This is a genomic window from Pseudomonas sp. A-B-19 (genome assembly GCF_019947515.1).
Lineage (GTDB): Bacteria > Pseudomonadota > Gammaproteobacteria > Pseudomonadales > Pseudomonadaceae > Aquipseudomonas.
The window spans coordinates 79686-93239 of the sequence record NZ_JAGYGN010000021.1; the positions used below are offsets into that span (position 1 = coordinate 79686).

Annotated in this window: 12 protein-coding genes; 7 read left to right on the forward strand and 5 right to left on the reverse strand. The window is 61.2% G+C overall.

Features of this window, described 5'->3' with window-relative positions; translation table 11 throughout:
• Positions 1-37 precede the first annotated feature (37 nt).
• Together KGA81_RS21560 and KGA81_RS21565 are read left to right on the forward strand one after the other, a co-directional pair.
• Positions 38-1030 carry an NAD-dependent epimerase/dehydratase family protein gene (locus KGA81_RS21560; protein WP_223548234.1) on the forward strand — a complete coding sequence of 331 codons (993 nt, stop codon included), beginning with the start codon at positions 38-40 and terminating at the stop codon, positions 1028-1030.
• 117 nt (positions 1031-1147) lie between these two features.
• Positions 1148-2020 carry an ATPase gene (locus tag KGA81_RS21565; protein ID WP_223548236.1) on the forward strand — a complete coding sequence of 291 codons (873 nt, stop codon included), beginning with the start codon at positions 1148-1150 and terminating at the stop codon, positions 2018-2020.
• Between the two features lie 101 nt (positions 2021-2121).
• On the opposite strand, the gene KGA81_RS21570 is transcribed toward KGA81_RS21565, so the two are convergent.
• Both KGA81_RS21570 and pobA read right to left on the reverse strand, forming a co-directional pair.
• Complete coding sequence (locus tag KGA81_RS21570) at positions 2122-3639, reverse strand: MDR family MFS transporter (RefSeq protein WP_223548239.1); 1518 nt, start codon at positions 3637-3639, stop codon at positions 2122-2124.
• 77 nt (positions 3640-3716) lie between these two features.
• Positions 3717-4901 (reverse strand): 4-hydroxybenzoate 3-monooxygenase, encoded by a 1185-nt coding sequence (gene pobA / locus KGA81_RS21575; protein ID WP_223548306.1) that lies wholly within the window; start codon positions 4899-4901, stop codon positions 3717-3719.
• Positions 4902-5091: 190 nt separating this feature from the next.
• Here pobA and KGA81_RS21580 point away from each other — a divergent pair, with 190 nt between their 5' ends.
• Positions 5092-5988, forward strand: coding sequence for a helix-turn-helix domain-containing protein (locus KGA81_RS21580; protein WP_223548241.1), 897 nt, complete (start codon positions 5092-5094; stop codon positions 5986-5988).
• Positions 5989-5997: 9 nt separating this feature from the next.
• Here the strand turns inward: KGA81_RS21580 and KGA81_RS21585 are convergent, their stop codons facing one another.
• Positions 5998-6174, reverse strand: a complete 177-nt coding sequence (locus KGA81_RS21585; protein ID WP_223548244.1) for a hypothetical protein — start codon at positions 6172-6174, stop codon at positions 5998-6000.
• Positions 6175-6375: 201 nt separating this feature from the next.
• A complete protein-coding gene (locus tag KGA81_RS21590) occupies positions 6376-7281 on the reverse strand; it encodes a LysR family transcriptional regulator (protein WP_223548246.1) in 906 nt (301 codons plus the stop codon).
• A 207-nt stretch (positions 7282-7488) separates the two neighbouring features.
• Between KGA81_RS21590 and KGA81_RS21595 the strand changes: the two genes are divergently transcribed.
• Positions 7489-8370, forward strand: coding sequence for an MBL fold metallo-hydrolase (locus KGA81_RS21595; RefSeq protein WP_223548248.1), 882 nt, complete (start codon positions 7489-7491; stop codon positions 8368-8370).
• Between the two features lie 196 nt (positions 8371-8566).
• Entirely contained in the window at positions 8567-9181 is a 615-nt protein-coding gene (locus tag KGA81_RS21600; RefSeq protein ID WP_223548250.1) for an NAD(P)-dependent oxidoreductase, read from the forward strand.
• A gap of 130 nt (positions 9182-9311) precedes the next feature.
• Here KGA81_RS21600 and KGA81_RS21605 read toward each other — a convergent pair whose 3' ends face one another.
• Entirely contained in the window at positions 9312-10193 is an 882-nt protein-coding gene (locus KGA81_RS21605; protein WP_223548252.1) for a LysR substrate-binding domain-containing protein, read from the reverse strand.
• A gap of 161 nt (positions 10194-10354) precedes the next feature.
• On the opposite strand from KGA81_RS21605, the gene KGA81_RS21610 reads away from it, so the two are divergent.
• A complete protein-coding gene (locus KGA81_RS21610; RefSeq protein WP_223548254.1) occupies positions 10355-11992 on the forward strand; it encodes a 5-guanidino-2-oxopentanoate decarboxylase in 1638 nt (545 codons plus the stop codon).
• Entirely contained in the window at positions 11989-13437 is a 1449-nt protein-coding gene (locus KGA81_RS21615; protein WP_223548256.1) for an aldehyde dehydrogenase family protein, read from the forward strand. The genes KGA81_RS21610 and KGA81_RS21615 overlap by 4 nt, the downstream gene beginning before the upstream one ends.
• Positions 13438-13554 lie beyond the last annotated feature (117 nt).

Sequence of the window (13554 nt, forward strand, 5' to 3'; positions counted from 1 at the left end):
TCACGTAATACGCAAAACGAAATATTCGGAGCAATTCATGAAGATTCTGGTTACCGGCGCAAGCGGCTTCATCGGCGGGCGCTTTGCGCGTTTTGCCCTGGAGCAGGGCCTGGACGTGCGGGTCAACGGTCGCCGGGCCGAGAGTGTGGAGCATCTGGTACGCCGCGGAGCCGAGTTCATCCCGGGTGACTTGAGCGACCCGGAACTGGCGCGCGAACTGTGTTCGGACGTCGAGGCGGTGGTGCATTGCGCTGGAGCCGTCGGTTTGTGGGGGCGTTATCAGGATTTCCATCAGGGCAACGTCCAGGTCACCGAGAACGTGGTCGAGGCCTGCCTGAAGCAACGGGTTCGGCGGCTGGTGCATTTGTCGTCGCCGTCGATATACTTCGATGGTCGCGATCACCTGGGCCTGACCGAAGAACAGGTGCCCAAGCGCTTCAAGCACCCTTACGCCGCCACCAAGTACCTGGCCGAGCAAAAAGTCTTCGGCGCCCAGGAGTTCGGCCTCGAAACCCTGGCCCTGCGCCCGCGTTTCGTTACCGGGGCCGGCGACATGAGCATCTTTCCGCGCCTGTTGACCCTGCAACGCAAGGGGCGCCTGGCGATCATCGGCAACGGTCTGAACAAAGTTGATTTCACCAGCGTGCAAAACCTCAACGAAGCGTTGCTCGGCAGTTTGCTGGCCAGCGGTTCTGCCTTGGGCAAGGCTTACAACATCAGCAACGGCACGCCGATTCCGTTGTGGGACGTGGTCAATTACGTCATGCGCAACATGGAGGTCCCACAGGTAACCCGCCACCGTTCCTACGGCCTGGCCTACAGCATGGCGGCGCTCAACGAGGGCGTGTGCAAAATGTGGCCGGGGCGTCCCGAGCCGACGCTGTCGCGCCTGGGCATGCAGGTCATGAACAAAAATTTCACCCTGGACATCAGCCGCGCCCGGCATTATCTGGATTACGATCCCAAGGTCAGCCTCTGGGCGGCCCTCGATGAATTCTGTAGCTGGTGGAAGGCCCAGGATATTCGTTGATGCTCGAACGACGCCCCCTGACTGAACCGGATACGGGGCTTGGGGGTCAATGGTTACGGCTGTGGGGTTTATACTACGCGGCATAAAGCCATCATTTGTTTCACTAAGGTTGATTCAATGTCCATGCGTAACGATGCCAACGACGACTTCGACGATGTACCGAGCCTGCGTGCAGACGTTCTCGACGACGATTTTCCGCCTACTGCCCGCACGGTCGTGCATTCGCGCACGGCGCCGATGGTGAAGGTCAAGGCGGCGAGCACTGGCCCCCTCTGGGCGTTGGTCGGGGCGTTGATCTTTGCGTTCGCGGGCCTGGCCTGGTGGAGTTTTCAGCAGATTTCCCTGATGGAACAGCAATTGGTGGCGACCCAGGAAAGTTTCGCGCGGATCAGTGAGGAAGCGGCAGGGCGCCTGCAGGACATTTCCGGAAAGGTCGTTGCCAGCCAGACCAGTGTCACCACCGACAGCGAGGCCTTGAAGCTGCAAATCCGCCAGCTGGAAAGCAAACTCAAGGACCAGGGCGCCCAGCAGCAAGGTGTTGCCGGCCAGGCCTCGGACCTGGACAAGCGACTGGCACAGATGACCGCGCAAACCAGCGAACTGGACAAGCGCCTGGCGCAGTTGACTGCCCAGGACACCGAGCATCAGACGGCCAATACGCAGTTGCAGGCCCAGGTCAAAGCCTTGAGCGGTGAATTGGCCGCCCTGAAAAGTGCCCCGTCCGACTCGGATAAACTCGACGCACAGCTCAAAAGCCTGGGCGCCGACATCACCGCGCTGAAGAAGCAAGGCAATCAGAGCGCTGCCATCGAGCGCCTCGAGCAAGACATGATCGTGCTCAAGAGCCAGCAGGACAACCGTCCGGCCGCCGCACAGGGCTCGACCAATACCGCCGAATTCGATGCCTTCCGCAGCCAGGTCACCCGCAACATCAATACCCTTCAGGCGCAGATCCAGAACCTGCAGCAGCAACTGCGCGCCCGGCAGTAGTCGACTGTTAATGAGCATTTAGTGGCGAGGGCAAGCTCCCTCGCCACAAGCATGTCTACTACCAGCGCATCGGCCAGCGAAGGCCGCGCAGTACGGTCTACCTACCGAACCTTGTCCTCACGCCCGCGCAACAACATGTTCGGCATGGCAATCGCCGCCGCCAGTCCCAGCAGCGACACCACCGCGCTGACCGTCAGCAAGTGCCGGAACGTCAACAACAACTCGGCACGCAAGGCGTTCTGTGCCTCACCCGGTGCGGCGTTCAAACCGTCGAGCAACACATTCCCCGAACTGCCTTCGGCAATCAGCGACGAGCCGGCCAGGTGCGCAAAACTTGAATCCTGCAACAGCGCCAACAGCAGCGCCGACATCAATGCCACGCCGACCGCACCACCCAGCGAACGGAACAGATTGGTGGTGCTGGTCGCCACGCCGATGTCCCGTTGCTCGACCGAGTTCTGCGTGCCGACCAGGGAGGTCGGGAACTGCATGCCTGAGGAAATCCCGCAGAGCAACATGAACAGGCTGCTCACGACGAACGCCTGCGGCGGGCTGAACGCCATGCCGAGGATCGAGATGGGCATCAGCGCAGCACCGGTAAGGATCATCGGTTTGTAGCGTCCGGTCACGGAAGTACGGCGGCCGGCGAAATACGCACCAATCGGCAAGCCCATGGCCAGTGGCAACAGGTGCAGGGCGGCGCTGTCGGCACCGGCACCGGTGACGCTCTGGAAGCGCAATGGCATCAGCACGATCAGCGAGATGGCCTGGAAACTGGTAAAGAAAATCGTGCACCAGCACAGGATCGCGTTGCGGTTGGCGAACAGATGCATGGGCAGCAACGGCTCCCGTGCCCGCCGCTCGTGGACGACGAACAGCCCCAGCACCAGCACCGCACTGGCCAGCAGCGCCAGCACTTCGGCACTGCGCCACGAATGGCCCTGACCGACCTGGGTGATGCCCAGTAACAACGCCGTCAGCCCGATGATCATCAGCGCGGTGCCCAGGTAATCGATGATCGGTTTGCGTTGCGGAATCGGCAGGCCCACCAGTGTGCGGTTAGCCACCAGCCAGGCACCCAGACCCAGCGGCAGGTTGATCAAAAACACCCAGCGCCAGGACAGGTATTCGGTCATGTAGCCGCCAAGCACCGGGCCGGCCACGCTCGCCACGGCATACATGCTGCTGAAATAGCCCTGATAACGACCACGCTCCCGTGGCGGCACGATGTCACCGATGATCGCCTGGCTCACCGAAATCATCCCGCCGGCGCCGATGCCCTGGAAGATCCGCGCCAGTACCAGTTGCTCCATGCTCTGGGCCATGCCGCAGAACACCGACGCCAGGGTGAACAGGCCCATGCCGAACAGCATCAGCTTGCGCCGCCCGTACAGGTCGCCCAGTTTGCCGTAGATCGGCACTGCCACGGTCATGGCCACCATGTAGCCGGAAATCACCCAGGCGAGCAGGCTGATGTCCTTGAATTGTGCGGAAATGGCCGGCATCGAAACGGCGACGATGGTCTGGTCCAGTGCCCCGAGAAAGATCGCCAGCATCAGCGCGATCAGCACGCTGCGGATGGCGGATTTAGGCATTTCAGGCTGGTGGAGATTGGTCACGGGAAACCTGCGGGCAGTGATTGACCCGCAAGTGGTAAGGCGAGCGGGAATGCTCGCCAGTGTAAGTCGATAGCAGGCTATTCGATAGCCTCATAAGGAAGCCCGACGTAATTTTCCGCAATGGTTTTTCGACCCGCCTCGGAGTCGATGAAATATTCCAGCTCCGACTCGGCAATGCGCTGGCTGAAGGCATCGTGATCATCGAAACGGTGCAGCATCGAGGTCATCCACCAGGAAAACCGCTCGGCTTTCCATACCCGACGCAGGCAGATTTCCGAGTATTTCTCCAGCAGATCAAGGCGATCTTCGCGGTAGACCTTGAGCAGGATGTTGAACAGCGTACTCACATCACTGGCCGCCAGGTTCAGGCCCTTGGCGCCGGTTGGCGGGACGATGTGCGCAGCGTCGCCGACGAGGAACATCCGCCCGTACTGCATCGGCTCGACCACGAAGCTGCGCAGGGGCGCGATGCTTTTTTCGATGGACGGGCCGGTGACCAGTTTGTCCGCCAGCGCTTGTGGCAACCGCGACTTGAGTTCGTCCCAGAAGCGTTGATCCGACCAGTTATCGACATGATCGCTGGTGGGCACTTGCAGGTAGTAACGGGTGCGTGTCGGCGAGCGCATGCTGCACAGGGCGAAACCGCGCTGGTGGCGGGCGTAGACCAGTTCTTCGTGGACCGGCGGGGTATCGGCCAGAATCCCGAGCCAGCCGAAGGGGTAGATCCGTTCGAAGACTTTCAGGCTGTCGGCGGGAATCGATTGCCGCGCCACACCGTGGAAGCCGTCGCAACCGGCGATGTAGTCGCAATCGAGTCGCCAGGTCTCACCATCCTTCTCAAAAGTGACAAACGCTTCATCGGTTTTCATGCCGTGGGGAACGACGTTGGCGGCTTGATAAATCGTCTGTGCGCCAGCCTCCCGACGAGCGGCCATCAGGTCGCGGGTGACTTCGGTCTGGCCGTAGATCATCACCGTCTTGCCGCCGGTCAACGCTTGCAGATCGATGCGCACCTGGCGTCCGTCGAGGGCCAGTTCAAAGCCGCCGTGGACCAGGCCTTCGGTGTCCATGCGCTGACTCACGCCGGCCTGGCGCAACAGCTCTACCATGCCTTGTTCAAGCACGCCGGCGCGGATTCGGCCGAGCACATAGTCCGGGGCCTGGCGTTCCAGAATGACGGTATCGATACCAGCGTTGTGCAGCAATTGGCCGAGCAACAGGCCTGAAGGGCCGGCGCCAATGATGGCGACTTGGGTTTTCAGCGTTTTCATTGTTGTTATGACTCGCAAGCTTCACGCGACAAGGGCCGGTGAATGATTTTTATGGATCGAGTGCTTGCATTTTTCCCTTGCGAGTCTGTCAATTGAAGGTGAAAACTGAGCCGATACCTGTACATTCTGCCAATCGGTGCGATTATCGCCCGTCATCTACTCCGAGACCTGGATTGAAGTGATGAACAAGCCTGACCTGCCTTCGATTCCGGTGTTCAAGCTCTACGGTGAAAGCCTGGATTGGCCGACCCCCGACTTGTTGCACTGTGAAACCATTTCCAAACGCAGTCGCGAACATCATTGGGAAATCAAACCCCACCGCCACGCAGATTTGTGCCAGTTGCTCTTCGTCTTCAAAGGTCAGGCAGAGCTTGAAATCGAAGGCCAACGTACGCACCTGGTGGAACCGGCGATCCAGATCCTGCCACCGCTGTCGGTGCACGGCTTTCGCTTTTCCGAGGATGTGCAAGGCTTTGTCGTGACCCTGGCCGCGCCGCTGATCGCCCACCTGCAGATGCAGTTGGGGCACTCGGTCAATGCCCTGGCCCAGGCCGAAAGCTACCCGGCAGGCAATGACGCCGAGTACCTCAACAGCCTGTTCAGTGCCTTGCAGAACGAATACACCAGCCATCAACCGGCGCGGGAAATGCTCATGCATTCGCTGGTCAGTGTGATCATGGTGTGGGTCAGCCGCCAGGTGATCCAGCGTCGCACCGCCATGGCACGACCGCAGCGGGCCCGGGAATACCTCAACGGCTTTATTCAACTGGTGGAAGAGACCTATCGCCAGCACGTCAAGGTCGAGGACCTGGCACACCGGCTGGGGATTTCCGTGTCCCACCTCAACGGCACCTGTCGTGAGCTGGCGGGGCAACCGGCGTTGCAGATCATGCACGAACGGCAATTACTGGAGGCCAAGCGTTTGCTGACCTACACCAGCATGACCATTTATGAAATGTCCGACGTGTTGGGGTTTTCCGATCCGACCAACTTCACGCGCCTGTTCCGGCGTCGTGTGGGGATTTCGCCCAAGGCCTTCCGCGACCGCTTGAAGGCCGATCAGGACAACGAAGCCTGAGCCCTTTCGTTACCGGAGGGCGTTGAGGGTGGCGTTGTGGGGGGTACAGTGCTCGAAGTTGCAGCTCGCGTATTCACGGGGCAGGTTGCGCAGTTGCTCTACGCGCCAGGCGGCAGCACCATACAGCCCGAGCGTGACCGCACAGGTGATGAAAATCGCGAGGTATCTTCTTGTTCTGATGTTCATGGCGTTGACCTCTGAACGAATACCTTTCGGTATTACCTTGAGCATAGGTCAGCGCCAGTGAGTTACCAGCCATAACGCGCTATTCAGAACACTGATGGCCCTGTAGGAGCTGGCTTGCCAGCGAAGAGGGCGGGTCAGTCGCCGCTGATGTTGTTTGACCTGCCGCTTTCGCTGGCAAGCCAGCTCCTACAGGGGCGGTGTTTACAGGCCGATATCCCACTCCGGTTCCTCCGGAAACCTCACCACCAGAAAATCCAGCAAGCTGCGCAACGCCGCCGGCATGTGCTTGCGCGAGGCGTACACCGCATACACGTTCATTTGCCGGGGTTCGGCGGTCGGCAACAGGCGAATCAACTCGCCGCTGTGGATGTGCACGCCGGCCTGGTACGTGGGCAGCATCGCCACCCCGGCGCCGGCGAGCGTTGCGCGTAACAGCGTGCTGGCCTCGTTGGCGCTGATGTTGCCCTGCACCGGTACTGAAACCTGCTCGCCGTCCTGCTCGAAATGCCACAGGCTTTTGCCGAAGTAGGAATGGGTCAGGCAATTGTGCCGGCTCAGGTCCTCGACCCGTTGTGGCGCCGGGTACTCGCGCAAGTAAGCGGGGGAGGCGCAGATCACCGAGCGGCAAACCGTCAGGCGACGGGCGATCAGGTTCGGGTCCAGATCGTTGCTGGTGCGGATCGCCAGGTCGATGCGCTCATCCACCAGGTTCACGGTGCGGTCGAGCATCTGCATGTCGATGCTGACGCCGGGGTAACGTCGGACATACACGGCCATGGCATCGGCCAGTTGCGCCTGGCCGAATGAGGTGCTGACGCTGATCCGCAGCAGGCCTCGGGGGGCGTCATCCGGTTCGCTGACGGCGGCTTGCATGTCGCTGGACAAATCGAGCATCTGCCGACAGCGGGGCAGGATCTCGTTGCCCGCGGCGGTCAGGCTCAACTTGCGCGTGGTGCGGTGCATCAGGCGCGCGCCGACCCAGTCCTCCAGCTCCGCCAGATACCGCGAAACCACCGGCCGTGACAGCTCCAGATGGTCGGCGGCGGCCGACTGGCTGCCCAGGTCAACCACCGTGACGAACACACGCATTGCTTGAAGACGATCCATGATTTGCCCGCTTTCAGAAACAAACTATGTCCAAGCATCGCATTTTTTGTACCGAGTCAGGCAACTAAGCTCTGTTCCCTGTAGGAGCGAGCTTGCTCGCGATGGTCGTTAACGATAACGCGTGCTGACTGAATGAACGCGGCGCTCTGAAGTCCATCGCGAGCAAGCTCGCTCCTACAAGGTGTCCATTAAGTAACGGAGCAATACATGATTGGCTTGGTCTCGCTGAAAAATATTCTTCTAGCCACCACCCTCGGTTTTGCCGCACAGGCAAGCGCATCGACATTGACGCTGGATGTCTACAACCCCGGCGAAAAAGCCATCTTCCCGGTGACCTCGGTGCTGGTCAGTGGCGAGAAAGAAGCGATCCTGGTGGATGCGCAATTCGGCAAGTCCCAAGCCGAGCAGGTGGTGGAAAAGATCCACGCCAGTGGCAAGCAACTGACCACCATCTACATCAGCCACGGTGACCCGGACTACTACTTCGGCCTCGACACCCTGACGGCCGCGTTTCCCAAGGCCAAGGTCCTCGCTTCGCAGCCGACCGTTGACCACATCAAGCAAACAGTCGACGGCAAACTGGCGTTCTGGGGCCCGAAAATGGGGGCTGATGTGCCGGACAAAACCATCGTGCCGGACGTGCTCAAGGGCGATAGCCTGAACCTCGAGGGGAAGAAATTGCAGGTGGTCGGTCTTGAGGGCCCGCAGCCGGATCGCAGCTTCGTGTGGATTCCGTCGATCAAGGCCGTGGTCGGCGGTGTCGTGGTCGCGCAAAACATCCATGTGTGGATGGCGGACACGCAAACGCCACAGTCCCATGCCGATTGGTTGGCTACGCTGCACTCCATTGAAACCCTGAAGCCGCAGACCGTGGTGCCGGGGCATTACCTGGGCGAGAGCGATCGCTCACTGACGGCTGTGCAGTTCACCGCCGCTTACATCAAGGCTTTCGACGAGGAAACCGCCAAGGCCAAGGATTCTGCTGATCTGATCGCGGCAATGAAAAAACGCTTCCCGGCACTGGGCGATGAAAGTTCGCTGGAGCTGAGCGCCAAGGTCGCCAAGGGCGAGATGAAGTGGGGTGAATAAATTTAAGGACTAATGGGAATTCCTGTGGCGAGGGAGCTTGCTCCCGCTGGAGTGCGAAGCGCTCCCCTGCATTCTTTCAGGCATCCCATAAACACAGGTCTTTACGACTGCTGCGCAGCCGAGCGGGAGCAAGCTCCCTCGCCACAAAGGTCAGCGCAAATTGATACCGATACTTTCAAGCCAACTGGAGAACGTCATGAGCAAAATCGCAATCATCGGTGCCACCGGTCGTGCCGGTAGCCAACTGCTGGAAGAGGCCCTGCGTCGTGGCCACAGCGTTACCGCCATCGCCCGCGACACATCGAAAATCGGCCCGCGTGAAGGTGTGGTCGGCAAGGCCGTCGATGCCCTCGATGCCGCTGCGTTGCAAGCTGCAATTGCGGACCATGACGTGGTTATCAGCGCCGCGCATTTCGCCACGCTGCCTGCCAGCGCAGTCGTTGGCCCGGTGAAAAAAGCCGGGGTCAAACGTCTGCTGGTAGTGGGCGGGGCGGGTTCGCTGCTATTGCCTGATGGCACTCGAGTGATCGATAGCGAAGGTTTCCCTGAGGCTTACAAGGCAGAGGCCAGTGCCGGTGCCGAATTCCTCGCAAACTTGCGTGAAGAGCGGGACCTGGACTGGACCTTCCTGTCGCCATCGGCCGAATTTGTCGAAGGCGAGCGCACCGGGAAATTTCGTCTCGGTCAGGATGATTTGTTGGTGAGCAGCGAAGGGCGCAGCTGGATTACCTTTGCCGACTACGCGATTGCAATGCTCGACGAAGTGCAAGCGCCAAAGCATTCTCGGCAGCGGTTTACTGTCGGGTATTGAGTTCACTGATCACTTGTGGGAGCGAGCTTGCTCGCGATGAGGTCATCACATTCAATATCAATTTTGAAAGTGATGCCGCCATCGCGAGCAAGCTCGCTCCCACAGGGTGGCGCACCAGGATTTTGCGGTTTTACCGCGACTGCGCCTGCTCCACCAACCAGCCCATCAATTCACGCAACTTCGGCGAGGGTTCGGCTTTTTCGGGGAAAACCAGGTAATACGCCAGCCCCGTTGTGACCTTCAACTCGAATGGCATGACCAGCCGCCCGGCATCCAGGTCATCGCCGATCAGCGACCAGTCGCCAATCGCCACACCCGTTCCCTGGGACGCCATCGACATCGCCAAGTCCAGTGTTTCGAAATGCTGGCCCTTGCCGACATTGGTCAACCGTACATCCGCCGCTTTCAACCAGGCCTTCCAGTCCCGTTCATCGCGGGTCGGGTGGAGCAACAGGTGTTGTTGCAGATCGGCCGGTGCTTGCAGGGGAATGGGGCCTTCGAGCATCGGTCTGGAGCACACAGGGGTGAGTTGCTCATCAAAGAGTTTTTGCGACATCAATGAATCGTCCGGCGGTGCGCCGTACATCACCGCCGCATCGAACTGCTCGCGATGAAAGTCCACGCCGTGCTTGACCGTGGTGGTCAGTTCCACCGGCACGTCCGGGCGTTCCCTTTGCCATTGCAACAGACGTGGCAGCAACCAGCGCATGACGCAAGTCGGGGCCTTGAGTTGCAGGGTTTCGCGCTTCTCGCCGATCTGCTCAACCGCCTCGTCGATCAGGCCGAAAACCTGCTGCACCCGTGGCAGCCATTCCCGCCCTTCGGCCGTCAGGTCCAGGCCTCGGGCCAGGCGGATGAACAGCTCATATCCCAGATGATCTTCCAGCCCGGCGATCTGCCGACTCACCGCGCCTTGGGTGATGTGCAACTGTTCGGCGGCCCGGGTGAAATTGCAGCACTGCGCGGTAATCAGAAAGGTGTGCAGCGCCGGCAAGGGAGGCAATCGTTTCATTGGGATCCAAGGTATGACGTGAGGACATGGCTAGTATGACTTTTTATCCATTGTTGCGGCTACCTGTCGCCCGTTCCAATGAGGCCATTCCCGGGCCTGCGAATCCATCATAAACACAGCGCATGTCCGGCGTCTCAAATCGAACAAGAAGGGCAATTCACATGGCGACGTGCGGCGAAGTATTGGTCAAGTTACTCGAAAACTACGGGGTCGAGCAGGTGTTCGGCATTCCGGGGGTGCATACCGTGGAGCTGTATCGCGGGCTGGCCCGTTCGAGCATCAACCACGTCACGCCGCGCCATGAACAGGGCGCCGGCTTCATGGCCGACGGCTACGCCCGCACCAGCGGCAAACCGGGTGTGTGCTTCATCATCACCGGCCCTGGCATGACCAACATCACCACCGCCATGGGCCAGGCCTACGCCGATTCGATCCCGATGCTGGTGATCTCCAGCGTGCAGTCACGCAGCCAGTTGGGCGGTGGTCGCGGCAAGCTGCATGAGCTGCCGAACCAGGGCGCACTGTGCGCCGGTGTCGCGGCGTTCTCCCATACCCTGATGTCGGCGTCGGAGTTGCCGGGTGTATTGGCTCGCGCCTTTGCGTTGTTCCAGGCCGGCCGTCCGCGTCCGGTTCACATTGAAATTCCGCTGGATGTTCTGGTTGAGGAAGCCGACGACTTGCTCGCCAGCCTGCCGGTCAATATCGACCGCGCCGGTGCTTCGCCGAGCGCCGTGTCGCGCATGACCGATTTGCTGGCCGACGCCAGGCGTCCGTTGATTCTCGCCGGTGGCGGGGCCATCGACGCGGCGGCCGAGCTGACCGAGCTGGCCGAGCTGCTGGACGCGCCGGTAGCGCTGACCATCAATGCCAAGGGCATGCTCGCCTCTGGCCACCCGCTGCTGATCGGCTCGACCCAGAGCCTGGTCGCCACCCGTGCACTGGTTGCCGAGGCCGATGTGGTCCTGGCCATTGGCACCGAGCTGGCCGAGACCGACTACGACGTGACCTTCGCCGGTGGCTTCGAGATTCCAGGCCAACTGCTGCGCGTCGATATCGACCCGGACCAGACCGTGCGCAATTACCCGCCGCACGTGGCACTGGTGGCCGACTCGCGCAACGCCGCCCAGGCCTTGCTCAGCGCCTTGTCGCACAAATCCCTGGCCGAGCGCAGCAACGACTGGGGGCAGGTACGCGCCGCTCGTCTGCGTGAAGACCTGGCCGCAACCTGGGACGCACCGACCCTCGCCCAGACCCGTTTCCTCGAAACCGTACTGCATGAATTGCCGAACGCGGTATTCGTTGGCGACTCGACGCAACCGGTGTACACCGGCAACCTGACGTTCAACCCGGAGCGTCCGCGTCGCTGGTTCAACTCGTCCACCGGCTACGGCACCCTCGGCTACGCCTTGCCGGCAGCGATTGGCGCCTGGCTGGGTGGCCGCGTTGAAGGTGGCGCGCGTCCTCCGGTGGTGTGCCTGATCGGCGATGGTGGCCTGCAATTCACCCTGCCGGAACTGGCCAGCGCCGTTGAAGCGCGTACCCCGGTGGTCGTGCTGCTGTGGAATAACCAGGGCTACGAAGAGATCAAGAAATACATGGTCAACCGCGATATCGAACCGGTCGGTGTGGACATCTACACCCCGGACTTCATCGGTGTGGCCAAGGCATTGGGTTGTGCGGCCGAAGCGGTCAATAGTGTCGAGCAACTGCGTGGCGCATTGCGTATGGCCACCGATCGCCAGGGCCCGACCCTGATTGAAATCGACCAGGCCGAGTGGATGCAGGCGGTGTTGAAATGACGTTCCCTACAACGCTGGATGGTCTGTACATCAACGGCCAATGGTCGGCCGGCAACGAACACTTGCGCGTGATCAACCCGGCGACCGAAGCCCTGTTGACCACGGTGAATGGCGGCGATGAGCGCGCGGTCGATCAAGCGGTGAGCGCGGCGACCCAGGCGTTCGCCGTCTGGTCGAAAACCACGGGCGTCGAACGTGGCGCGATCCTGCGCAAAATCGCCGCGGGCGTGCAGGCCAACCGTGAAAAGTTGATGCACTTGCAGTCGAGCAACAACGGCAAGCCACAGTTCGAAGCGGCTATCGACGTTGATGACGTAATCGCCACGTTCGAGTATTACGCCGGTCTGGCCGAAGGGCTGGACGCGAAGCAGGACAGCACGGTAGAGCTGCCAACCGACGATTTCAACGCTCGCCTGCGCCGTGAGCCATGCGGTGTGGTCGGCCTGATCGTGCCGTGGAACTTCCCGATGGTCACCACTGCGTGGAAACTCGCCCCGGCCCTGGCCGCCGGTTGTTGCGTGGTGCTCAAGCCTTCGGAAGTGACGCCGCTGCCGGAGCTGGAACTGGCGGCAATCGTCGCCCAGGCCGGCGTGCCGGCGGGTGTGTTCAACCTGGTGTGCGGCACCGGCCTGGCTGTTGGCGCTCCGCTGTCGGCGGACCCACGCATTGCCAAGGTGTCGTTCACCGGCAGTAACGCGGTTGGTGTGCAGGTCATGCAGCGGGCGGCGGAAACCGTCAAGGGCGTGAGCCTGGAACTGGGCGGCAAATCTTCGCTGCTGGTGCTGGCCGATGCCGATCTCGACCTGGCGGTGGAAGTGGCCTGTGGCGGTGGTTTTTTCAACGCCGGGCAGATGTGCTCCGCCACCAGCCGCGTGCTGGTCGCCGATGAACTGGCCGATGAATTCCTCACCCGCGTGAAGGTCCGTGCCGAAGCGATCCGCGTGGCGGACCCGTTCGACCCGAACGTGGAAATGGGCGCGCTGGTCAATCAGGCGCAATACCAGCGCGTGCTCGGTCACATCGATCGCGGCCTGAGCGCCGGCGCCAGGCTGGTTTGCGGTGGCAATCGCCCAGCCGACCTGCCGCGTGGATATTTTTTGCAGCCGACGGTGTTCACCGAAGTGCCCCTGGACAGTGCGCTGTGGCGTGAAGAGATTTTCGGCCCGGTGATCTGCGTGCGCAGTTTTGCCAGCGAAGCCGAAGCGATTGCCCTGGCCAACGACAGTCAGTTTGGCCTGGTCGCCAGTGTGGTGACCCGCAATGCCGAGACCGCCGACCGTGTCGCCAACGCCTTGCAGGCGGGGCTTGTGTGGATCAACGCGCCGCAGGTGATCTTCCCGCAGACCGCCTGGGGCGGCTACAAGCAGAGCAGCATCGGCCGCGAATTGGGGCCGTGGGGCTTGCAGGCTTTCCAGGAAATCAAACACGTGATCCGGGCCGTCTGACGCTTCTTACCTGTAGGAGCGAGCTTGCTCGCGATGGACGTCAACGATGACGTGGGGCACCTGAATGTACGCGGCGCCAGTGCACCCATCGCGAGCAAGCTCGCTCCTACACAAGAG